Here is a 22,090-nt window from a genome sequence, read left to right as displayed (position 1 = left end):
CTGTGCGAAGGCGCGTTCTACCGGAGCTCTCAGTCGGGCGTGGTCGCGGTTGAACTGCTGGTAGTGGGCGGGCTGTTCGTGGTGTTGGTAGTAGGGGGTGCGGACAGTGGCGCCGGCGCCCTGGTAGGCGCGGTCGGCGAGAATGAGGATCTGTCGGGTCAGGCAGGCTTGGACGATGCCGTGGGCGCGGGCCGCGGTCAGGTCGTGGGTGCGGCCCGGCGTTGCACGGGAGAACCAGAGCGGTGTGCCATCGGGCCGGGCGATGACCTGCACGTTCATGCCGTGCTTCTTGTGTTTTTGCGAGTAGTACGGCTCGTCCGCGGCGATGCGGTCGATGGGGATGAGGGTGCCGTCAACGATGACGTAGTCGCCCTCACCGAGGCCAGTGAGGGCTTCGTGCAGGCCGGGCGCCCAGGAGGCCAGTACGTCCAGGGCCTCGTCGACGTATCGCCAGGCGGTGGCCTGGGATATCCCGAAACCGGCTCCGAGCTGCGAGAACGTCTCGTTCTTACGCAGGTGGACGAGCGTGAGCAGGGCCTGCTTGAAGCAGCCGAGCTTGCGCCAGCGGGTGTTGCGGGCCCGGCGATGCTCGTAGAGCAGCCAGGAAACATGCTCGACGAGCTCATGCGGGACGTCGAGGGTGGCAGGATACGGAACCAACAGGGCCCCTTCGGTCGCCGGTGTGCTGAGTGGAATCACCACGCCAACGACGAGGGGCCCTGTCTCGTCACCACACTCTCTGACCGGCCCATTTCACCCTCCAGTACAGGATGAAAGAGGCTCACTCACTCAAACAGAATTTCCGCCCGCTCTGGCGCGTGCTGTGGGTGCTCAAGGTTGACCCGTTGAATCAGCCCTAACTACGTCCATTAGGCAGAGTCATCGACTCGTGGCTATCCACGGATATGAACTTGTATCCTGTACCAAAACTCACCCTGGCGAAGAAGTCAGCCTCATTTGCATAGGATTTCTTTCCCGGCTGGAGTGTAAATGAAGCGTCAGGGTTAACTTTCCCTGGATACTTGTACCCCGGGAAAAGGACCCAGTCCTCCTTGTAATTGGCAGCCCCGATGGCGTGGTCTGGAGTGTAAACCTCGCCGACCTTTACGCCGTTCTGCACAATATCAAATGAGGTATGATTTGTGCCGGTGTCGCTCTGAGCCTGGCTCGCGCCCGCACCTGCGACCACTGTGCCAACAATTATCAAGGAAGCAGCTGCGATCTTTCCGCGATAACCAATATAACCCGCCCTCGTTAGCATATCGTGGAACTCCCTTTCGCCGTTTTTTCCAGCTTGCAGATCCGGGTTGACTTTTGCCGCCACATGAAAGTAACTATAAATTTTTGAAATTGCATGAGTAGGCTTTACTCAAGCAGTTCCAGGTTGAGTGGGATTATTTGCCGGTGGCATGACAATCCGCCTCGCCTCGATCTTCAGCTATCGGCGACGCGGTGCTCTCGCGCTGGCAGCTCGACGCGGGCCCCTGGGCGACCCGGCTGCGCTGGTACGCCGGTGCCTCGACGTGGCGCTCAACACCTGGGCCCCGTGGGCGAGTCTCGACCCGACCAGCATCGTCCTGCACTCGGTCCCACCGGTGCTGCTGTTCGTCCTGGCGGAGGCCGCGAGCCCGTACCGGGACCGGTTCGCCGAGACCGTACGACTGGCCGCACGCAAGGCTGCAGAGGCGCCAGTACGGCCCGTGGAGGCCATGGAGCGTACGGGCGGGCCGACGCAGGGCTCAGTAGCCCGTACGGGAGCCCGAGGGCGGCTCGGTGTACGAGGTCCCGGCGGCCGCCGAGGAGCCTGCGCCGGTCGCGGAAGAACTGCAGGTCACGCCCATCCCCCGGCCGTCCCGGTGAGGTCGCCGATCCGGTCGATGCGGTTGTGCAGGGCGGTCGGGCCGAGGCGGGTGCCGCCGTCGAAGAAGAGGGGGTCTTCGAACTTGAGCGGTGTGTCGTCCCGAGTGGACTGACTGGCTGTCACGTTGCGTGAGGACTGGGTGGCGGAGGTCCCCCCGACAGCGGGATGCCCGTGGCCATGAGTGATCATTTCTGTTCTCGACGCAGAACGATCACCCAGAAACCACGGGCTTGGACAACGATACGACGTTGCTGCTCGACCTGGACGGCCTGGCCGTCGCGCGGGTGGAGCGGCTGGAGGACGGCACCCGCCGGGTGCACCTGATCACCGCCGATGAGCAGGCACGGGCCTGCCCGGAATGCGGGGTGTTCGCCACCCGGGTGAAGGGCTCCGCGACGACCCGGCCCCGCGATCTGCCGTACGGCGAGAGCGGGCTGGAGTTCCGCTGGTACAAACGCCGCTGGTGGTGCCGGGAGCCCGGCTGCCCGCGCCGCTCCTTCACCGAGCAGATCCCGCAGCTACCGGCCGGCGCGCGGATCACCATGCGGCTGCGCGGTGCCGCCGGGCGGCGGATACGCGATGCCGCCTCCACCGTCATCCAGGCCGCCCGTGACCTGCACCTGTCCTGGCCCACCGTGATGGACGCCTTCCGCACCGCCGCACACGAGGTTGCCCAGGCGCCGCTGCCCGAGGTGAAGGTGCTGGGCATCGACGAGACCCGGCGCGGACGGCCGCGCTGGGAACAGGACCCCGCCACGGGCAAGTGGGTGCTGACGCGCGATCGGTGGCACACGGGGTTCGTCGACGCGCTCGGCACCGGCGGCCTGCTCGGCCAGGTCGAAGGCCGCACCGTCGGCGATGTGCTCGCCTGGCTCGCCACCACCCCACTGGCCTGGAGAAAGAGCATCGAGTACGTGGCTATCGACATGTCGGCCACCTACCGCGCCGCCGTCCGCACCGGTCTCCCGCACGCCACCGTCGTGGTCGATCACTTCCACGTCGTCCAGCTCGCCAACAAGATGCTGTCCACAGTCAGGCGCCGCACCACCGCCGAGACCCGCGGCCGGCGCGGACGCGCCAGTGACCCGGAATGGAAAGCCAGACGGCGCCTGCTGCGCAATCGAGAGGACCTCACCGACGAGCAGTTCGCCACGATGTGGAACGCACTGCTGGGCGAGGGAAGGATCGGCCAGACCCTGCTGACGGCGTGGATCGCCAAGGAGAACCTCCGCAACCTCCTCGCGTGTGCCCGCACCGCCGACCGCCATCCAGTCGGGCACGCCCGCTGAAAGTTCCTCACCTGGTGTGCGGACTCCGACATCCCCGAGGTGAGGCAGCTCGCCGCTACCGTCGACCGCTGGTGGCCGGAGATCGAAGCGTTCATCGAAACCGGGCACAGCAACGCCAAGAGCGAGGGCATCAACCGCGTGATCAAGCTCGTCGCCCGCAACGCGTTCGGCTTCCGCAACGCCGACAACCAACGGCTACGGACACACTGCGTCACCACACGCCGAGCCCGCGGACACCTCCGCACCGCTCAACTTTGAAGACCCGCACATGCGCCGGATCCCACGGGCTGGAGGTGATGAAATGCGCCAGCGCCTGACGGTTGCCGTCCTCACCGAGACGGGCCGCCATCGGCTCCACCGACTTACGCCGCCCCTCCAGCAGCAGCCCCCGCACATACGCCAGGCCCCACCGCCGCTGATCCGCACGGAAGAACCCATCGAACAACTCCGCAGCGAACGCCTCCAGGTCCTCCCGGACCACGGCCATCTCCTCAAGTGTCACACCACTCCAACGACACTCGCAGAGCAGTAGACACGCATGCCCAAGTGAAGATGACCAAGCACTACTAGCTTGATCTTTAACCTGTGCGGCGTGGTAGTGGGGTGGTCGACTTCTTCGTTCGCTGTTTCGCCGCCGGTGTTTTGCGGGGTGTGTGCACGTCGTGGCGTGGGGTGGGTCGGGTGTTCTTTCGGCCTGGGGGTCGTCCGGGGCCGGGTCGGGTGGGTTTCGGTGCTTGGGCCGGGCAGTTGGCCTGGGGGCGGATGTGCCGGAAGTCGCGGCGGACTCGGGCGGGGGTGAGTCTGTCCGGCGGGGTTGGTCTTTCCCAGGGGCGACGTCGGTCGGCCGCCAGTGGTCGGGCGAGCCGCAGTTGGGTGTAGGCGGCGAGGATCAGCCAGGTCCATCGGTCGGCTGCCTCGGGGGTGCGGATCTTCGGGGAGGTCCAGCCGAGGGTCTGTTTGAAGAGGCGGAAGGTGTGCTCGATGTCGAAGCGTCGCAGGTATGCCTGCCAGAGCCGGTCGGCGTCTGCCGCGGTGGCGTTGGTGCCTGACCACCACAGCCAGACCGGCTTGGGTGTTGCTCCGCTGGGCAGGTGGTCGATGTCCAGGCGGATCACGGTCCCTTCGACGATGGGGAGGGTGCCGTCGGTGGTTGCCCAGGATGAGCGGTGGGTCAGTTTGGGGTGCAGCCGGTCCCAGGAGCGGGCTCTGGCGGTGCCGTAGAGGCGGGTGTCGGTGACGGTCTGGGTGTCAGGGGTGCCCCAGGTGTCGGGCTGTCCGAAGACGAACTCGCCGCCGTGCCGGGGTGGCCGGCCCTGGGTGTGCGGCAGCCGGGGTGGGACAGCTCTGCGCAGGACGCGGTCGGATCGCATCCTGGCCAGTACCTGGACCGGCAGGTCTTTGAGGAGGAAGCCGAGGCGGGGCGCGTCGTATCCGGCGTCTGCGACGATCAGGATGTCGGGATCGCCGTTCTGCCACTGCCCCGCTGCGATCAGTCGCTGAAGGAGATCGCGCAGCTGGCGGGCGGTGACGGTGGCGGTGTCGTCGCCGAGCGTCAGACGCAGAGCGTCCAGCGGTGCGGTCCATGAGCTGCGGCCCGGTTCCAGTGCGCAGATGATCGAGTAGGGCCAGCCGGGGACCGGGATGTGCTGGTCCTTGCCCCGGCCGTAGGTGTGGCACAGGATCCGCTGCGGTGAGGTGTGGGCGTCGGGCCGCAGCCAGCAGGTGACGTCGATGGCCAGGACCAGCCGGCCGTCGGCAGTTCGTGGCAGTGGTACTTCGGCCAGTGCCCGCCGCAGCCGGTCGGCGTCGATGCGTCCACGGGCCACCGCGGCGTAGAGCCCTCCATGGCCGCGGCGGTGTTCACCCACCAGCGACAGCTCGGCCAGCGACCTCACCGGCCCGTCGCCGCACAGAACGGCATCAGCCAGCTCGAACAACGCGTCCGAACGAGTGGTCAGGCAGGAGTAGAACTCGCCCCGGAAGCATGATAGTTGTGCCAATGCGTCAAACCGGGCGTCGTGATGCAGCAGACTCATCCTCACGGCCTTCGTTCTGAATGTGTGTGTTCCTTGGTCGGAGCACATGTTCAGACGAAGGCCGCCTCCGTGTACGACAGTTACCGGACCGAGCGATCAAGTTCGACCTGCCATTCGACGCCAAACGTTAAAGATCAAGTTAGGGTCTGTTGCGAAAGTTAGGCGACCCGCGCACCCCGGTCCTGCTCGCCCTCCTCACCTCCGGCGTCAACGCCGCGCTGTCCGCCGCCGCGGTCCACACCCTCCCCGTGCGCTGGGCAACTGCGGGCATGGCCCTGGCCCACACTGTGACCTGCCTGATCGGCGCTGCCACCACCGCCATCGTGTTTCACCGGCGCATCCATCGCGCGGCAGCCCTCAACGACCGGCAGCCTCAATGGCTCGGCTCGGCCTCGGCGCTCAGCAACCTCGGCCAAGCCGGCATCCACCTACGGGTTGTGGTGGCGTGCCTGCCTGGTGCCGCCGCCGCGGTCTTCACCGCGTCCTGGGCTCGCGATCAGCTCGGCAACGGCGCGCAGAGCGTGCCCCGGGAGGCGGCACGTACCGCCGCGACGCTGTGGCAGCAGTCCAGGGAGCCGCTCTGCGCCGCCGCTGCTTCCACCGTGTCGACGGCGTGTGCGGGGGCTGCGAAGATGCGAGGACGCCCGCGCTCCTGGCGGCGCAGGCCAGGGCGCTGCTAACCCGCCGGGAGCTGGAGATCGCGCTGCTGGCATCGCAAGGCTCCCTGAGCAAGGACATCGCGGCCCGTCTGACCCTCTCGATCCGCACCGTGGACAACCACTTGCAGTGGGCTTGCGCGAAGCTCGGCATCACCAACCGCTTGGAACTGGCGGAGCGGCTGGGAGAGCCCGGGGCCTGACGCCCGCCGACACAGGGGAGAACGCCTGAGTGGTTCACGCCAGCGATGGAGCCAAGCCGACTCCTGCTGCCGTAATCCTGGCCTTGAGCCCGAGTCGCCATCTCATAGCCGTACGCCAGAGCCGGAACCGCCCGGAGAGGGCGAGCGCTGCGTCCGCTGCAGGGACGGCAAGAAATCTCAGGAGTCGCCGTGCGCAGCCGCCTCGAGCAGGCCGCGGGTCCGATTGGGCATCGCCTGCAAAAGTGATACGGCGGTATTGGCACGGACTACACCTTCGATGCCAAGCATCGTGTTTGCAATTCGGTACAGATCCCTCGTGTCCCGCGCGACGACCTTGGCGAGCAGGTCGGCCTCGCCGCTGGTCGCATGGACCTCCACGACCTCCGGAATCCTCTCCAGGAGGTTCGTTGCGTTGGCCCCCTCTCTCTGACTGATCGCGAGCGACACGAACGCGACGAGGGTGTACCCCATGGATTCCGGCGAAACCCGCTGGCTGAAGCCGAGCAGCACGTTCTCGCGCTCCATCCGCTGCAGACGCGCGTGCACGGTGTTGCGTGACACCCCGATTGCTTTGGCCAGCTGCAGGATCGTCGCGCCCGGATGGTCATCAAGGGCAAGCAGGATACGAGCATCGAGCGGGTCGATCGTCTTCATGCTTGTCATCCTTCCGTAAATCGGTGACTTAGGTGTGCATTCATCCCAGCACAAAGGGGAGTGCTTGTGAATCCATCCCACCATCTTGGAGCATCGTTGCCATGACCCATCCCGCCATGCCCCTGCCGCCCCTGCCTCGTGGTTCCGTTTCCGCGCTGCCGCCCTACGTGGCTGGACGGGCGGGGCAGTCCGAGACGCTCACCCCACTCGCCTCCAACGAGAGCCACTACCTGCCGCTCCAGTCCGTTCTCGATGTCATTGCGCGCTCCGGCGCGAACATCAACCGGTACCCCGACAGCGGGGCAACGGGCCTGCGCGAGCGCATCGCAGAGCACCTTGCAGTGCCGGCGGATGAAGTCGCGGCCGGGCCGGGCAGCGTCGGCGTGCTCCAGCAGATCATCGTCTCGTTGTGCGATCCGGGCGACGAGGTCGTCTTCGCCTGGCGCTCCTTTGAGGCCTACCCCCTCCTCGTAACCCTTGCTGGAGCACGCCCCGTCCCCGTGCCGCTCGGCCCCGACGAAGGACACGACCTTGAGGCGATGGCCGCGGCAATAACTGACCGCACGCGAATCGTCCTCCTGTGCACACCCAACAATCCCACCGGAGTGCCGATCAGCCGCGCTGCTATCGAACGATTCCGCGCAAGCGTTCCGCCGCACGTGCTTGTTGTACTCGACGAGGCTTACGTCGAGTACAACACCGACCCTGCCTCGGCCAACGGGGTCGAGAGCTACCGAAATGGACAGAATGTATGCGTCCTGCGCACGTTCTCGAAGGCCTACGGCCTCGCCGGCCTGCGCGTCGGCTACGCGATCGCGCGACCGCCCATAGCCGAGGCGCTGAGGAAGACTGCCATCCCTTTCGGCGTAAGTGACTTGGCCCAGCAGGCCGCGATTGCCTCGCTCGACGCCGAGCGCGAAATGCGTGACCGGACAGCGCGGATCACTTCCGAACGCGATCGTGTCATCTCCCGTGCCCGCGCAATCGGCTGGGCTGTGCCCGATTCACAAGCTAACTTCATCTGGATCCGGGCCGATGACGACCGCCGCCAGACGATCACCAAGGCATTCGAGGAAGCTGCCATCCTCGTCCGCGGGTACACCGGCGACGGGGTCCGCGTGACGCTCGCCGACCCAGCTACCAACGACCGCGTACTGCGCGTGCTCGCCAAGATGACCGGCAACGGGGGCGCAAGGTGACCGGCGACCTCACGACCTCGACCATCGCGCCGCCCAGACATCGCGTGATCGACGATGTACAGGGGATCCTCACCGGAACCTTCATCGCATCCCTTGGACTCTTCCTTCTCGGAACCAGCGGAACTGTCACGGGCGGCACCGCCGGCCTCGCGCTCCTGCTCAGCTACGCAATCGGACAGCCTCTCGGGATGATCTTCCTCGCGACCAACATCCCGTTCTTCGTGCTCGCCGTCTGGAAGAAGGGGTGGGACTTCACGATCCGCACTGCCCTCGCGGTTGGCGTTGTTTGCCTCATGGCCTTCGTCCACCCTGCTGAGATCACCAAGATCGACGTGAACCCGGCCTATGCCGCACTGGTCGGCAATGTGCTGGCCGGGATGGGGCTACTCGTCCTCTTTCGGCATCGCTCCAGCCTCGGCGGCTTCAACATCATCGCTCTGATCATCCAAGAACGTCTCGGTCTGCGCGCCGGATACATCCAAATGATCCTTGACTTGACCATCGTGGTTGCATCTCTCGCCGTTGTCGCGCCGCTCAAGGTTCTGCTCTCCGCCACGGGCGCAGTCTTCCTCAACGCCGTTCTCGCCTTCAACCATCGGCCGGGCCGCTACACCGGAACATGACAAAAACAAATTGCACCAGCGTCAAGCCCTGACTCCCAGCACGGCACGACCCGCCCCCACCGCCACCGAGATCTCAGTGCGGCGTCGGCAATGGGTCTGTCGTACTCGCTGACCAGGAGCCTGGTTCGATTTCCCGTTCAGCATGACGCTGTCGGCCATCGCGCAGGTCATGTCCCGCGGGGTGGTGTAGTCACGGCAGCCGTTTTCGGTTCCGGTTGTGGGGTGATCTGCGGTTCGGCTGCGGGTGGCTTGGTGGTGAAGAGCTCGGCCATGGAGGCTTCGGAGAGGTGGCGGCGGTCTGCGCAGCCGCCCACCCGGTGCGGGCTCGGCAGGCTGGTCGGACGACGCCGACCCGTTGCGCCGCCACCGCGACACCCAGCTGTGCAGCGTGCCGGAATGCCCACCGAGCTCCTCGGCGACCTCCGGAATCGGCCTGCCCGTCTCGATCACAATGCGTACAGCACCCCCGCGAAACTCAGGCGTGTACGTCCGTTGCTTGGACCCCATGAACCCCGATTCCCCTGCAATCACGGTCCACGCTACGAGGGGAGGGACAGACTTCAATATCGCGTTCGCCCGCCGCAGTTCCTTCACCTCCCGCTCCAGCTCAGCGATTCGTGCAGCGTCGGTGCTGGTGGCGCCAGGCACGATGCCCTCGTCGGTCTCGGCCCGCTTGACCCAGCCACGCAGGGCCTCAGGGTGCACGTCGAGCTGGTCAGCGATCCGCTTGATCGCACCGGCCCTGTCGGCGGGGTCCTTGCGGGCCTCGATCGCCAGCCGCGTCGCACGCTCGCGCAGTTCGTCGGGGTACTTACGGGGAGCAGCCATGATCGGCATCTTTCCGGGTCTTCGATGTCTCCATCAAACCCGGGGCGATTCAGGTGCCTGGTCCACGGAGCCCGGATCGGGGAAGGAACGCTCCTGCGCCGACTGTGGGCCGAAGTCCACCACCAGGAAGGCGGGCTGGCTCGCGTCCTGCTTGACCAGCGTCGGCACCCCTGTCTTGCCGCCGATTCGAAGGTTCACGAGCAGAATCGTCCTGATCGTCGACGACACCGGCTTTCTGAAGAAGGGCATCCGTTCGGCCGGGGTGCAAAGGCAGTACTCCGGAACCGCCGGCCGCACGGAGAACTGCCAGATCGGCGTGTTCCTCGCCTACGCCACCGGCCGCGGACGCACGTTGATCGACCGCCGTCTGTATCTGCCCACGTCCTGGACGGAGGACCGGGAACGCTGCCGCCGGGCGGGCATCGACGACCACGTCGCCTTCGCCACGAAGGTGGCCATGGCCAAGGCGATGGTCCGCCGGGCCATTACGGACAAGGTCCCGTTCAGGTGGGTGACGGCGGACGCCGCCTACGGCTACAGCAAGGGCTGGCGGTTCGAGCTCGAGCAAGCGGACGTCTTCCACGTCATGGCCACAACGAGGCACGACACCGTCGTCACCCGCTGGTCCATCGACCACCGCGTCCACGACATGTTCCCCGGCCTGCCCCGGCAGAAGTGGAAACGCCGTTCCTGCGGCGAGGGAGCCCATGGCCGGCGGATCTACGACTGGGCCCGCGTCGAGGTGCGGCCCTGGCACCGCGAGGACCGCCGGCACTGGGTCCTCGCCCGCCGCAGCGTGAGCAGGCCCGAGGAGATCTCCTACTACATCGCCTACTGCCGGGCCAGCACCACACTGGATCAGCTGATCCGCATCGCGGGCAGCCGCTGGGCGGTCGAGGAATGCTTCCAGACCGCCAAGCAGGAATGCGGCCTGGACGACTACCAGGTCCGCCGCTACCCCGGCTGGCACCGCCACATGACCCTGGCCCTGCCTGACCGTCCTGCGGGCCCGACAGCTGGACACGGACAAAGCAGAAACGGATCCTCCCAGCTCATCCACCTCAGCCTCGCCGAAATCCGACGCCTGATAACCCGCCTCACCAACCGCCGACCAGCACCGGTCGACCACATCCTGCACTGGTCCCACTGGCGCCGCCGACGCCAGCACCAAGCTCGCATCAGCCACTACAAACGACGCGGACACAGCCCCTGAACTGCCCAGTACTCAGAATAAGCACCGTTGCAGTACTAATACTCCAGTTGCGGTTCTCCATATGCCCTGGTCAGGGGGCTCTTTTGGAGTGTAATTGGCTGACGCCTCGTCAGGGCGGCGGTGGTTCGTGACTCACCCGATCGGGGTGCGTTGAACCGGTTATGGAGCCGGAGAGCGATGTCGAAGTAGGCCTGTGGGATGCCGAGTTGGAGTCGCTGCTGCTCCGGGTGGGAGAGCGGTTCGGCCGCGTCGAGCCGCGGCGGCGGATGCGGGACTACGTCCGCGGCCTGTTGGGACCGGTAGGTCGGAAGAACAGCTGGCAGTTGGCCGAGCACGCAGGCAACGCCACTCCCTACGGGTTGCAGCGGCTGCTGTCGTGGTGCCAGTGGGAACCCGACGAGATCCGTGATGACCTGCAGAATTACGTTGCTGAGCGGCTCGGGCAGCCGGACGGTGTGCTGATCGTCGACGACACCGGCTTCCTCAAGAAGGGCACCGTCTCCGCCGGAGTACAACGCCAATATTCCGGCACCGCAGGCCGCACGGAAAACTGCCAGATCGGGGTGTTCGCCGCCTACGCCTCAGCCAAGGGCAGGGCCCTGGTGGACCGCGAGCTCTACCTGCCCAAGTCCTGGACCGGAGATCCGGACCGGTGCCGCGCCGCCCGAATCCCGGAGGGCAGGTCCTTCGCGACCAAGCCGGAACTCGCACGCGCCATGGTCCGGCGGGCGCTGGACTCTGCCCTGCCGATCGCCTGGGTGACCGCCGATGCGGCCTACGGACAGGAGTGGCACTTCCGGCAGATCCTGGAGGAGGCCCGCGTCGGATACGTCCTGGCGGTGCCCAAGTCCCAGCAGGTCAAGTCGCCTGCGGGCAGTTGGCGCATCGACCACGTCCTGGCCGGTGCCCCGGCCGAGGCGTGGGAGCGGATCTCCTGCGGGAACGGAGCGAAGGGGCCGCGGGTCTACGACTGGGCCGCGGCCAAGCTGCCCACCATCGACGGTTGCGATCCCACCCACTACCGCTGGGTTCTGGCCCGCCGCAGCCTGGCGCGTCCCGAGGAGATCGCCTACTACCTCGCCTTCGCCCAGGCAGACGTCACGGTAGCCGAACTCGTCCGGGTCGCCGGCGCCCGGTGGGCCATCGAGGAGTGCTTCCAGGCCGCGAAGAACGAATGCGGCCTGGATCAGTACGAAGTCCGCCGCTACGTCGGCTGGTACCGCCACATCACCCTGGCCATGCTCGCGCACGCCTTCCTGTCGGCGATGACCGCCCATGCCCTCGAAAAGGGGGCCGGAGAAACGGTTCGAGCAGCCTCGTTCCCCTCACCGTGGCAGAAATCCGAAGGCTGTTGGACCTTGCCCATTCCTCCGCAGCCCGGCACCCGTCACCTCGGCGCCGTCTCCACTGGTCCCGCTGGCGACGCCGCCACCAGGCCGTCGCCCGCCATTGCCACTATCAGCACCGCGCGCCCCGATCGGGTGAGTCACGAACCACCGCCGCCCTGACGAGGCGTCAGCCAATTACACTCCAAAAGAGCCACCTGACCAGGGCATATGGAGAACCGCAACTGGAGTACTAAGAACCGAGTGGCCCGTCGAATCATCGGCGGGCCACTCGGCGTTTGGTTCGAGCACGCCCCGCGCGAGGACTCGCAGGTAGAAATTACTCAGGCCGTGATGGCGGTCGAGAGGTTAGCGTCATTGCCGACAGAAGGCGTGCACAGGGTGTCAGCTGGACTGATTCCTTCGGCTCGACTCCTTCGTCCCGGGGTCGGCCCAGGTATCTATAGAAGTCGCCGAGCCTGGCAAATTCGGAAGACGGCGGGGCGCTCATGCGTACCTGGGAGGTTTTGGTACATGGCGGCGCATTTCAGCAGGCGGCTGCGCAAGGGAGCGGCGGTTACCGCCGTGACCGCAGCAGCGGTCGCGGCTCTCTCCGCATCCCAGGCCCCGGGAACGACCGCTGAGGACCACGGCAGACAGGCAGCGGCTGGCGCCGCCACGACCGTACCCGGCGCGGCCCCCGCCGCGGGCGCCGACACCACCGGCAACTCGCCCTACTACACAGACCTTCCCCCGCTGATCAGCCCCGCCCCCGGCCCTTCATCAGACAGCGATGCCCCTGTCTTCCGGGGCGAGGCCGAAGCCGGCATCCCAGCGACGATCCTCGACGCCTACAAGAGGGCCGAGTCCGAACTGCGCGCTGTCAAGCCCGGCTGCAATCTGCCCTGGCATCTGCTCGCCGCGATCGGCAAGGTCGAGTCGGGCCAGGCCCGCGGCGGCCGGGTCGACACCGACGGCACCACCCGGGGCCGGATCCTCGGCCCGCAGCTCGATGGCAACGGCTACGCGCTCATCCAGGACACCGACCACGGCGCGTACGACGGCAACAGCCGGTACGACCAGGCCGTCGGACCCATGCAGTTCATCCCGTCAACCTGGGCCTGGGCGGGCCGCGACGGCAACTCGGACGGCAAGAAAGACCCCAACAACATCTACGACGCCGCGCTAGCGGCTGGCCACTACGTGTGCCGTAACGACTGGGACATGTCCACCACAGCTGGCCTGCACAGCGCGATCCTCAGCTACAACAACTCCCAGGACTATCTGAACCTGGTCCTGAACTGGCTGGAGTACTACCGCAAGGGCACCCACTCCGTGCCTGACGGAACCGGCCAGGTGCCGTCGCACCGCAGCGACGAAATCACCCCGCGCAGTCGGTCCTCGAAGCCCTCGGACCCGCCGAAGCACAAGCCGGACCACCCCAAGCCGGACCCCGAGCACCCCAAACCGCACGAGCCCGGCGGCGGACACGCGAGCCCGCGGCCGAAGCCCCCCGTCCCACCGACGCCTCCGCAGACCTCCACCGACACGGTCGATCATTTGGAGGATGCGGGCACGGCCAAGCTCACCGCGATGGCCGGCCACACCTTCGGCAACCGGATCCGCACCCGCGCCGAGACCAAGGCCGACAAGGCTGCTGACGAAGTCAGGATCAGGTTCACTATTACCGGAGGCACCGACGCCGCCTTCGCCGGCGGCGAGAGGAGGGCCACCGTCGCCACGGACGCCAAGGGCATCGCTCTCGCCCCGGCGCTGCAGGCGGGTGAAAGGACCGGTGCCTTCAAGATCACCGCTACCATCGTGGGCCGCTCGGCCAAGGGCGTCGACTACGCTGCCACCGTCACCGCGCGCGCGGCCGACACCCTGACCCCCACTGGCGACACACCACTGAACTGCACCCCAGGCGCCGAGTTCGGCGAACAGGTTCAGTTGAAGGCGACGTACAAGAGCACCGTCGCGGACAAGGTCGCGGCCACCGCCACCCTGATCAAGTCCGAGACCGACACCACCGAGAACGACAAGGGCCCCTACTTCAAGGACGCCGACGGCAAGGCCATACGCGCCCTCACCGGCCTTCAGACAGACCACAAGGGCAAGCTCACGCTGCCGAAGCTGTACGCGGACGACACTACCGGCACCTTCCTGCTCCGCATCACCACCACGGGCGGCGCGACGCTCACTGTGGAGCTGAAGGTCGCAGCCGGATCCACCCAGAACCTGTGGTCGCACTTGCCGCGGGGGAAGTGATGGGCCGGGGTATAACGGCGCGAGAACTGGGTAATAGAGGCGCTCGTCCGCCCAGCAGGTGGTCACGGTGACCACAGCACGGTCGATATTCCCGACCGAGCTGAGATATTGCTTGCCCACGTGTGCGGTCTCCGTCCCGTCCTTGTGGTCCCCGGAGTCATCGACCACCAGTACCCCGCCCGGGGGCGCTGTCACGTTGCTGGGTGCGTAGGTGTCTGATGGTGCGTCACGACGTGGTAGAGCCCGGTTCCGGGCTGAGCTCAGGCCGCGGTGGCGAGGCCGGCGATGCCGACGACGCCGGTGATCTGCTCCCAGATTGCGAAGCGGACGGTCATCTCGACTCGGTGGGCGCCAGCGGTCATCAGATGGCGGCGGGGCCGGAAGTGGGGCGAAATACCGCTTAACGCGGAGAGGAACCGCTGTGCTCCGCCAACCGAGCGGAAGCCTTTCATCGCCCGTTCACGCTGCCTGGTGGGCTGGTGGCTGTTCTCCGCCCGGTTGTTCAGGTATCTCGACTGCCGGTGCTCGACGCAGGGCATGACCTCGCGGTGGGCGGCGCCGTAGGAGCGGAGCTTGTCGGTGACGATCACCCGCGGCACCACACCGGTCCTCTTCAAAAGTCTGCGGAAGAAGCGCCTGGCCGTGGCCTTGTCCCGGCGATTCTGCAAAAGGATGTCCAGGACGTTGCCGTCCTGGTCGACGGCCCGCCACAGGTACCGCTGCACGCCGTTGATCTTGATGAAGACTTCGTCCAGGTGCCACTTGTCACCAGGCCGAGGTTGCCGGCGGCGCAGCGCGCCTGCGTAGGTCTGCCCGAACTTGCCGCACCAGCGGCGCACCGTCTCGTAGGAGACAACGATCCCGCGCTCGAGCATGAGCTCCTCGACCTCGCGGAACGACAGCGGGAAGCGGAAGTACAGCCACACACAGTGGGAGATCACCTCGACCGGGTACCGGTGACCCTTGTACGACGGCGACGCGCTCCCCACCGACGACCCCTCCCCGCCTGATCAACCAGAAGATCATCCCACCAGTCAGCCAACGTGACAGTGCCGCTCGCCGTGGCTGTGACCGCGGCCGGCGTGCTCGTCGGCCTGGCGCACCCAGCTCCGCAGGGTCTCGCCGGTCACCCCGACATCCGCCGCGACCGCCGCATACGTGCGCTTCCCACCCGCCGCCCGGTACAACGCGACGGCATTGTTCCTGAACTCCACCGGATACGGAGACCTACGTCCCACCAGGACACCCTTCCTCGGATCTACAAGATCCATTGTCAGAGTGTCCACACCACAGGGGTCACCTCATACGCCGGCTCCTCGCCCATCACCCGGGCTTCCGGCAAGAAGTCCAGCATCACCCGCCGCTGGGTCAAAAACGACCGCCTCAACCACGCCGGCTACCTCTGGGCCTTCTCCGCCCTCCGGGCCTCGCCCGGAGCCATGGCTCACTACCGTCGCCGCCGCGACGAGCATGGGGACTGGCACGCTGCCGCCCAGCGCAACCTCTTCAACCGCATGCTCGGACAGATGTTCCACTGCCTCCAGCGACGCGAACTGTTCGATGAGAACACCGCATTCCCAACTGCCTTGGCCGCTGCGGCTTGACGACTTGGGGTCGTGAGGTGTCTTCCTCGGCCTCGCCACCTGCCTCATTACCCACCGACACGTCCAACACCTTTGTTAGGACCCCTTAGCAGGAGGGCGTACCAGAGCGCGGCCAGAGTGCCAAGAGCAGCACAAGCGCCCCAGAGCCATGCGGCGCCAAAGCGGTCAATCACAAGACCAGACATCAAGGGGGCGATAAGGGAGGCCGCCGCCCAAGCCATCATGTACACACCTTGGTAGCGCCCGCGGCCATGAGTCGGCGAGAGCCGAATGACCAAGTCGTTGTGGGTGGGGGCCATAACGAGTTCGGCGAGAGTCCACAAACCCACCGTTAGCGCGTATACGGCAATCGACCCAGCAAAGTAAGTCATTCCAAGACCATAACCCGCCAGGAGGGAGGATAGGATCAAAAGTCGACGCGGCTCCCGATGTTGAATGAAGCCAGCAACTGGAATCTGCAAAGCCACGATCAGTGCGCCGTTGACGGCGATGACGGTTCCGAAGTCGGAGCTAGAAAATCCATCTGCCCCCATCGCCATTGGTAGTCCGACCGAACCTTGCTGAAAAATTACTGCGATCACGAACGACAATCCAACGAAACCCATGAAACGTCGATCACGCAACACGGTTGAAAGGTGAACCGTCGACCCTTCAATCCGCTGCATGCTCTCCACCCCAACCTGAGCATGCCTATCCTCCGGGCGGGACTCTGGCACCCTCATGTAGACGACAACAGCGCAAGCCAATGTCATCGCAGCCTCGGTGAGAAAACCAGCTAGATAGCTGTACTCCGCGATGAAACCGGCGCCTACCGATGAGAATGCTAGACCCAGATTAGTAGCCCAAAAATTGAGGGCGAAGGCTCGAATCTGATCCTCAGGCCGGACGATGTCAGCCATCATCGCCTGCACGGCAGGGCGTGAAGCGTTGCTAGATACGCCAACCAAGAAGGTCACCCCCGCGATTACTACTGGGTGAGACACGAATCCGAGGATGGCTACTGAGGCAGCGGTCGACGTCTGCGCTATCAGCATCGTAGGGCGTCGCCCGAAACGGTCCGTCATCACCCCAGCACCTAGCGAGGACAGGACGCCTCCGAGTCCATGTAGTGCTGCGACGATCCCTGCATATGAGGCGGAATATCCCCTGTCCACGGTCAGATACAAGGCCATGAAAGTAACAACAAACGCGCCGAGCCGGTTGACTAGCGTACTAACCCATAGCCACCAAAAATCTCGTGGAAGTCCAGAGACGGCTTCATGAGCCTTAGTTTTCAAGCCGGCGTTGGACATAGAGTTCCTCTGGGTGTGATGGTTGCAGCTTGGTACAGAATCACATCGCGAGCTGCGCTCACTCGCCTCGAGTTCCGCCACCCGAACCTCCAGCTGCCGCCCCCGCCCGTCCGGATCAGCGGACGGTACCGCCTTTCGAGGCTGGGCGGCTGGCTTCGCAACCGCGGCGGTAACGCCACGGCGCTCTTTCGCGGTCCCGCAGCACCCACTCACGCAGGGTGGCCCGGTTGACGCCAGCGATGCTCTTGTAGGTCACCCCAGGTGTGGACTCGTGCAGGGCCACGGCATCGGCCTTGAACTCGTCCGAGTAGTCCTTCATCGCCATCGGCGGATTTCTCGCTTCCTCCGGATCAAGCAGATCCAGTATCAGCGTGTCCACCACTCAGGGGGAGGCCCCAAGGCCGGGTAGTTAGCGTTTTCGCAGGTCATGCAAGGGAGTTGACGGTTCTTCCGCATAAAGCAACGCAGCTCGTTGGTACAGACAGTCGACCAAAGACCAGCTCACGCGGGACGTCGAGCATGGAAGGACACGGAACCAACAGAGTCCCTCGGCCGCCGATGTGATGAGTGAGATCACCACACCAACGACGAGGGGCCCTGCCACGTCACCACGTCACCACGTCACCACGTCACTGACGAGCCTCTCTCACTCGTGCAGCACAGGATGAAAGAGGTTCATTTGAGCTCTTTCAGCATTGCCGCTCCAGGGTGAGGACGGCCGCGGTGATGGACGTCATTCGATTTGGGCTGCATCGCTTTGCGGAAGATGACTGTGACGATGCCTTCGAGGCCAAGGCCCCTATCGGGACACGTTCCACCGTGCTGGTACGTCTCGCTCCGGCCGGGCTGACAGATCAAACACAGGGCACAAGCGGCCAGTGAGAGTACGAGTCAAGCCGTGGCCAGCAAGACACTGCCACCATCCTCACAGTGGGAGTATTCGGCCCGGCTGGCGCCGACGCGGTCGCACTCCGCCAGGGTGCCGTCGAGCAGGACCTAGTCGGGGTCGGCTTCCCGCAGGGTCCGCAGAAGCCTGGGTGCCGGGTCGGCAAGCAGGTCGATGACGGGTGCCGTGTAGGCGTGGGGGGTGCCGACGGAAATGCCGAAGACGGCCGCGAGTTGGGCGAGGGTGTCGTGCGGACGCAGGTACACCGGGCCGACGATGGCACCCTGGTGCGGCGGGAGTTTGCATCGTCGGTCACCCGCACGGGTGACGATGAGCATGGAGACTCACTCAACCAGCGCGTGCGGCAGATCGAGTGCGGCAGGATAGGAAACCAACGCGGCTGCTGTGCCTGTGGGTTGAGACTTCGAACACCTCCCCCAACGGCACGGGAGCCTCGTGCGTTGCGCACCCCGCCGGCGTCACCCGATCAGTGGCCTCGTTGAAAAGACTCACTGGTGCGGGGTGGGATTGAGCGGGTGCGGACACCAGCCCGTCACCAAACTGTAGCCCGATCGCGCTTTGTTTCGTTCCTGTAGCCGGCCGTGGCAGTCAGCGGGTGATGTCGACGAAGACCATGGGGCGGATGGCTACCGTGTTGAACGCGGCCTCGTTCCGGCCCCACCAGTAGCCGGTCGGTTTGCCGGTCGTCGTGTCGGCCTGAATGAAGATCGTTCCTCTGCCGGCGCCGCTCCATTCCTTCGTGGTGAGTCCCGGAGAGCCTTCGACCCGGCTGTCCTTGAACGCCCAGTGGGGCGACGTTCTGGAGGAGAATGCGACGCCGTGCGGGTTGGAGGTGCTGTCGGCGACCCTGACCGCGTACTCCTGGGTGACACTGTTGCCGTCGCGCTCGAACGGTGTCACGGACTGCACGGTCATCATGTGCCCGGTTGCTCCTCCCTCCGAGCCGTCCAGGTACTTCACCGCGATGACGGATCCTGCGTGCAGGTCTCTGACCCGCTGCGCGGAAGGGCGGTTGATGTGGTCGCTCATATCCTCAAGCGCACCGCCGGCAGAAGTGTCGGTGAAAGCGTCGTAGTACTGCTCCGAGGACGGACTGCGGAAGCCTATGCCGGAGGTGAACCACGCGTCGGTGGCCCAGGTGTAGGCGTGCTTCAGCGAGGCGGTGAGGAACTGGGCGCACTTGGCCTCGACCTGATAGGAACTGGGGTTCCCGGGCGTGCCCCAGACGACCGTGGCTGCGTCGGCGTCGGGGTGGCTGAGAGCCCCGGGGTAGAAGTTCTCCGGGTCCTGTCCTGGCCAGCCGAGCGTCGCGAGTTCGTCGATGATCTCGTTCTGAGCGGCCACCAGGGGTGCGCCGTCCTCGATTCCGGCTGCCTGTGCCGTGGTCGGCATGAACGCCAGAACGACGACTGTCGACGCTGCGCACATGGGGGCTATGAGCTTCTTCATCGTACTGTTCTTCCTCTTTCTGTGGTGCTGTTCTGCCGCCGGGGCGGAGTCGGCTCGTCTGAAGGGTGGAGGTGGTCGAGCGGCACAACCGGCGTGTTGCGGGCGGAATCAGGGATCGTGCGATGCCGGGCGGCGGGATGCGGTTGCCCTGCCGGCTCGGTGGTCCGCAAGCCTCGTGGGATGCGGCCAGGGCCCCGGCCCCGCGTATCGGGCGCCATGTTGCGTTGGCGGCTCTCAGCAACCTGGGATTGCCCGCCCTCGGCCATACGCTGCTTCTCGGTGGGCAAGCCAGGGTGAGTCAATGGGAGTCAGCTCAAGCGAGACTTCTACTTCACCGCGTTCGCGTCACTTTCCCAGCCCGACTCATGTGGTTGTAAGCCGCGCGTCCAGTGGCCTACTGAGACGGTCCTCAGCGCGCAACTTCGGAGAGGCGCGCACTGCGGATGACGGCCTCGACCCGCTGCCGCCTGGACGGCGCCGCGTTCACTCCGACCACGGGGCCCAATACGGATCCCGGGCCTTCGCCGGCCTCTGCGACCAACTCGGGGTCACACGGTCGATGGGCGCGGTCCGCACCAGCACCAACAACGCGGCCTGCGAAAGCTTCCACGCCTCCCTGAAACGCGAGACCCTGCAGGGCGCCCACGACTACGGCGACGCCGGCACCTGCCGCAGGACCGTCTTCGCCTGGCTGACCCGCTACGACACCCGCCGCCGGCACTCCGCCAACGGCCACCTCAGCCCCAACGAATACGAATACCGACACCACACCGCTAAACTCACCCTCGCCGCGTGATCAATAATCGCGTGCCCACCTTCACGGGGGAAGGCCTGTCGAGAATGAAACTGACGACCAGTCTGGCCGTGTATGCGCGTCCTTTCATTCCTCTTCCTGGCCACCTCTCGGCTCAGGCCATATGAAATTAGCGCAATCAACCACAGAAGGACCCCCTCCCATGGCCCCGATGATGCCCCAGGCCACAAGCTGATCTGCTGTAGTCATGGCTTCCTTCCCGTCCACGCAGCCATAGTGGCCATCTCACCCGACCAACGTGGCAGATGCGTGAGCAACCACTACCTATTTTTTCCTGCGGTGATTGCTACCTGAAGTTTGCCCAAGTCTGGGTAGTTAGCGTTTCCCCTGGTCACGCAAGGGGATCGGCCTCTGCCTGGTTGCCGAGTAGCGGCCGGTGCGGATTCTCTTGATCATTCCTCTCTCGGTCCAGCGGGCGAGTTGTCGGTAGGTGGCGACGAGGGTGACGTCACCGAGGAGTTCGGCGATCTCTCTTGATCGCCACAGCTGTTCGGGCTCTGCCTACAGGATGGTCAGGACACGTGCCATGCGGTTGCCGGTGACTCAAGCACGCCCACGACCTGGTCCGCCGGTTCGCTGCCATGGTCGTCAACCGCGACGCCAGCTCGCTGCCGTCCTGGCTCGACGAGCTCTCCCACAGCGGGCTGCCACCACTTGCCGGTATCGCCGGCGCCCTGCGTGAAGACCAGCACGCCGTCATCCAGGGGATCTCCACCACCCACAACTCCAGCGTCAACGAAGGCCGCACCACCGATGTCAAACTTCAGAAACGCCTGATGGCAGGACGCGCCGGGGTCCCACTCCTGCGCCACCGCGTCGTCCTGATCGCCCACCTCCGCCGCAGCTATGCGCGCCGGCCGACCACGGCACCCAGATGATCTCCGCCTACGAAAATCTTGCCAGAACAGAGAAATCCGACGCCGACAGACGGGATGGCGGAATGGCAGAACCGGCCCCTCGACGCCGGGCGGATTCCATCAGTGTTTGCGAATCAGCTGATCAATGGGCCTGTGAGACATTCTCGCATGGCCTCGGCTGGGGTTCTGTCCCCAAGGACGAGTCGCGGGCGTCGGTTGAGTTGGCGGGCAACTTCGCGGAGGTCCCGTGCGGTGTGGGCCGAAAGGTCGATGCCCTTCGGGAAGTACTGCCGCAGCGAGCCGTTCGTGTTCTCGTTCGTGCCGCGCTGCCAGGGTGAGTGCGGGTCGCAGAAGTAGATCCGGAAGCCGGTCAGCGCCTCGATGTCCTCGTGCAGGGTCAGCTCGCGGCCCTGGTCCCAGGAAGGGTGCGGCGCAGTTGGGGCGGGATGTGCGCGGTCTGCGCGATGAGCGCGTTGCGGACTTGCGGGGCCTTCCAGCCGTGCGGCAGGTGGATCAGGTGAACGTAGCGGGTCGTGCGCTCGACGAGGGTGCCGATCGCGGAGCCCTGGCCGCGTCCGATGATGAGGTCTCCCTCCCAATGCCCGGGCAGCGCCCTATCGTTGACTTCGGAAAGACGCTCGTGGATGAGCGTCATGTTCTTGATCTTGTTGAGTGTAGGGACACCGCGTCGCTGCCTTTTGCGGCGAGTACGGCCGGTGCGGAGTTTGGCGTCGCGGTGGCCGAGGAGGCTGGCGAACAGGGCGCGGTAGATCGTTTCAGGGCAGGCCTGCATCGCCGCGTCGTGAGCATGCTCGCGGGCGAGGTAGCGGGCGATCTGCTGCGGTGACCACTTCTCCGTGAGCTTCTCGCGCACCAGTGTCCGCAGCGGCTCACCGGCCCGGATCTTCTCCTTCTTGGGGCGGTGGCGCCGCAGCGAGGCCTGGTTGTGAGCCCACCAGGGGTGGTAGCGGCCGTCCGGCTTCGCGCTGCGCTTGATCTCGCGGTAGACGGT

At 65.7% G+C, this 22,090-nt stretch carries 17 protein-coding genes and 10 pseudogenes; 11 read left to right on the top strand and 16 right to left on the bottom strand.

Translation table 11 applies throughout. The features are described 5' to 3' along the window. From ACZ7DE_RS40510 to ACZ7DE_RS40500, 3 genes are all read right to left on the bottom strand, one after another. Positions 1 to 702: transposase family protein (locus tag ACZ7DE_RS40510; protein ID WP_470769493.1), on the bottom strand; the 702-nt coding region annotated here is incomplete at its 3' end. Between the two features lie 154 nt (positions 703 to 856). After that, positions 857 to 1,324, bottom strand: a complete 468-nt coding sequence (locus tag ACZ7DE_RS40505) for a hypothetical protein (RefSeq protein ID WP_470769492.1) — start codon at positions 1,322 to 1,324, stop codon at positions 857 to 859. A 507-nt stretch (positions 1,325 to 1,831) separates the two neighbouring features. Further along, positions 1,832 to 1,984 carry a hypothetical protein gene (locus ACZ7DE_RS40500; protein ID WP_470769491.1) on the bottom strand — a complete coding sequence of 51 codons (153 nt, stop codon included), beginning with the start codon at positions 1,982 to 1,984 and terminating at the stop codon, positions 1,832 to 1,834. Between the two features lie 161 nt (positions 1,985 to 2,145). Here ACZ7DE_RS40500 and ACZ7DE_RS40495 point away from each other — a divergent pair. Continuing rightward, positions 2,146 to 3,408 (top strand): annotated as a pseudogene (locus ACZ7DE_RS40495) (ISL3 family transposase). Between the two features lie 4 nt (positions 3,409 to 3,412). On the opposite strand, the pseudogene ACZ7DE_RS40490 reads toward ACZ7DE_RS40495, so the two are convergent. Together ACZ7DE_RS40490 and ACZ7DE_RS40485 are read right to left on the bottom strand one after the other, a co-directional pair. Further along, positions 3,413 to 3,637, bottom strand: a pseudogene (locus ACZ7DE_RS40490) (transposase); the annotation flags it as partial. A 91-nt stretch (positions 3,638 to 3,728) separates the two neighbouring features. Continuing rightward, positions 3,729 to 5,186: an NF041680 family putative transposase gene (locus ACZ7DE_RS40485; RefSeq protein WP_470769490.1), complete on the bottom strand. Its 1,458-nt coding sequence runs from the start codon at positions 5,184 to 5,186 to the stop codon at positions 3,729 to 3,731. A 149-nt stretch (positions 5,187 to 5,335) separates the two neighbouring features. Between ACZ7DE_RS40485 and ACZ7DE_RS40480 the strand changes: the two genes are divergently transcribed. Continuing rightward, complete coding sequence (locus tag ACZ7DE_RS40480) at positions 5,336 to 5,866, top strand: hypothetical protein (RefSeq protein ID WP_470769496.1); 531 nt, start codon at positions 5,336 to 5,338, stop codon at positions 5,864 to 5,866. After that, positions 5,800 to 6,045 carry a LuxR C-terminal-related transcriptional regulator gene (locus ACZ7DE_RS40475; RefSeq protein WP_470769494.1) on the top strand — a complete coding sequence of 82 codons (246 nt, stop codon included), beginning with the start codon at positions 5,800 to 5,802 and terminating at the stop codon, positions 6,043 to 6,045. The genes ACZ7DE_RS40480 and ACZ7DE_RS40475 overlap by 67 nt, the downstream gene beginning before the upstream one ends. Before the next feature lie 177 nt (positions 6,046 to 6,222). Here the strand turns inward: ACZ7DE_RS40475 and ACZ7DE_RS40470 are convergent, their stop codons facing one another. Further along, entirely contained in the window at positions 6,223 to 6,699 is a 477-nt protein-coding gene (locus tag ACZ7DE_RS40470; RefSeq protein WP_470769488.1) for an Lrp/AsnC family transcriptional regulator, read from the bottom strand. Positions 6,700 to 6,800: 101 nt separating this feature from the next. Between ACZ7DE_RS40470 and ACZ7DE_RS40465 the strand changes: the two genes are divergently transcribed. Together ACZ7DE_RS40465 and ACZ7DE_RS40460 are read left to right on the top strand one after the other, a co-directional pair. Continuing rightward, positions 6,801 to 7,898, top strand: a complete 1,098-nt coding sequence (locus ACZ7DE_RS40465; RefSeq protein ID WP_470769487.1) for a histidinol-phosphate transaminase — start codon at positions 6,801 to 6,803, stop codon at positions 7,896 to 7,898. After that, complete coding sequence (locus ACZ7DE_RS40460; RefSeq protein WP_470769485.1) at positions 7,895 to 8,521, top strand: YitT family protein; 627 nt, start codon at positions 7,895 to 7,897, stop codon at positions 8,519 to 8,521. The genes ACZ7DE_RS40465 and ACZ7DE_RS40460 overlap by 4 nt, the downstream gene beginning before the upstream one ends. Positions 8,522 to 8,863: 342 nt before the next feature. Here ACZ7DE_RS40460 and ACZ7DE_RS40455 read toward each other — a convergent pair. Together ACZ7DE_RS40455 and ACZ7DE_RS40450 are read right to left on the bottom strand one after the other, a co-directional pair. Continuing rightward, positions 8,864 to 9,349 (bottom strand): annotated as a pseudogene (locus ACZ7DE_RS40455) (transposase); the annotation flags it as partial. Between the two features lie 33 nt (positions 9,350 to 9,382). Further along, positions 9,383 to 9,547 carry a hypothetical protein gene (locus ACZ7DE_RS40450; protein ID WP_470769483.1) on the bottom strand — a complete coding sequence of 55 codons (165 nt, stop codon included), beginning with the start codon at positions 9,545 to 9,547 and terminating at the stop codon, positions 9,383 to 9,385. A gap of 10 nt (positions 9,548 to 9,557) precedes the next feature. Here ACZ7DE_RS40450 and ACZ7DE_RS40445 point away from each other — a divergent pair. The 3 genes and pseudogenes from ACZ7DE_RS40445 to ACZ7DE_RS40435 all read left to right on the top strand — a co-directional run. Then, positions 9,558 to 10,437 (top strand): annotated as a pseudogene (locus tag ACZ7DE_RS40445) (IS701 family transposase); the annotation flags it as partial. A gap of 286 nt (positions 10,438 to 10,723) precedes the next feature. Then, a pseudogene (locus ACZ7DE_RS40440) lies at positions 10,724 to 11,875 on the top strand (IS701 family transposase); the annotation flags it as partial. Positions 11,876 to 12,421: 546 nt separating this feature from the next. Beyond that, positions 12,422 to 14,155: a lytic transglycosylase domain-containing protein gene (locus ACZ7DE_RS40435; protein WP_470769481.1), complete on the top strand. Its 1,734-nt coding sequence runs from the start codon at positions 12,422 to 12,424 to the stop codon at positions 14,153 to 14,155. Here the strand turns inward: ACZ7DE_RS40435 and ACZ7DE_RS40430 are convergent. The 3 genes and pseudogenes from ACZ7DE_RS40430 to ACZ7DE_RS40420 all read right to left on the bottom strand — a co-directional run. Beyond that, a pseudogene (locus ACZ7DE_RS40430) lies at positions 14,122 to 14,347 on the bottom strand (transposase); the annotation flags it as partial. The gene ACZ7DE_RS40435 and the pseudogene ACZ7DE_RS40430 overlap by 34 nt on opposite strands. Before the next feature lie 68 nt (positions 14,348 to 14,415). Then, entirely contained in the window at positions 14,416 to 15,144 is a 729-nt protein-coding gene (locus tag ACZ7DE_RS40425) for an IS6 family transposase (RefSeq protein ID WP_470769480.1), read from the bottom strand. A gap of 70 nt (positions 15,145 to 15,214) precedes the next feature. Beyond that, positions 15,215 to 15,393: pseudogene (locus ACZ7DE_RS40420) on the bottom strand (transposase); the annotation flags it as partial. 63 nt (positions 15,394 to 15,456) lie between these two features. On the opposite strand from ACZ7DE_RS40420, the pseudogene ACZ7DE_RS40415 reads away from it, so the two are divergent. Further along, positions 15,457 to 15,759, top strand: a pseudogene (locus ACZ7DE_RS40415) (transposase); the annotation flags it as partial. A gap of 47 nt (positions 15,760 to 15,806) precedes the next feature. On the opposite strand, the gene ACZ7DE_RS40410 reads toward ACZ7DE_RS40415, so the two are convergent. The 4 genes and pseudogenes from ACZ7DE_RS40410 to ACZ7DE_RS40395 form a co-directional block, all read right to left on the bottom strand. Next, positions 15,807 to 17,051 (bottom strand): MDR family MFS transporter, encoded by a 1,245-nt coding sequence (locus ACZ7DE_RS40410; protein WP_470769479.1) that lies wholly within the window; start codon positions 17,049 to 17,051, stop codon positions 15,807 to 15,809. A gap of 115 nt (positions 17,052 to 17,166) precedes the next feature. Beyond that, positions 17,167 to 17,433: a transposase gene (locus ACZ7DE_RS40405; protein ID WP_470769477.1), complete on the bottom strand. Its 267-nt coding sequence runs from the start codon at positions 17,431 to 17,433 to the stop codon at positions 17,167 to 17,169. A 515-nt stretch (positions 17,434 to 17,948) separates the two neighbouring features. Then, positions 17,949 to 18,275 (bottom strand): annotated as a pseudogene (locus ACZ7DE_RS40400) (helix-turn-helix domain-containing protein); the annotation flags it as partial. A 271-nt stretch (positions 18,276 to 18,546) separates the two neighbouring features. Next, positions 18,547 to 19,407: a hypothetical protein gene (locus ACZ7DE_RS40395; protein ID WP_470769495.1), complete on the bottom strand. Its 861-nt coding sequence runs from the start codon at positions 19,405 to 19,407 to the stop codon at positions 18,547 to 18,549. Here ACZ7DE_RS40395 and ACZ7DE_RS40390 point away from each other — a divergent pair. Both ACZ7DE_RS40390 and ACZ7DE_RS40385 read left to right on the top strand, forming a co-directional pair. Next, a complete protein-coding gene (locus ACZ7DE_RS40390) occupies positions 19,349 to 20,203 on the top strand; it encodes a transposase (protein ID WP_470769475.1) in 855 nt (284 codons plus the stop codon). The two genes, ACZ7DE_RS40395 and ACZ7DE_RS40390, sit on opposite strands and share 59 nt — an antisense overlap. A gap of 599 nt (positions 20,204 to 20,802) precedes the next feature. Continuing rightward, positions 20,803 to 21,099, top strand: a complete 297-nt coding sequence (locus ACZ7DE_RS40385) for a hypothetical protein (protein WP_470769474.1) — start codon at positions 20,803 to 20,805, stop codon at positions 21,097 to 21,099. Positions 21,100 to 21,212: 113 nt separating this feature from the next. On the opposite strand, the pseudogene ACZ7DE_RS40380 reads toward ACZ7DE_RS40385, so the two are convergent. After that, positions 21,213 to 22,090 (bottom strand): annotated as a pseudogene (locus ACZ7DE_RS40380) (IS30 family transposase); the annotation flags it as partial.

The organism is Streptomyces sp. NPDC037083 (genome assembly GCF_055606485.1).
This window is presented reverse-complemented; position numbering and strand designations above follow the sequence as displayed.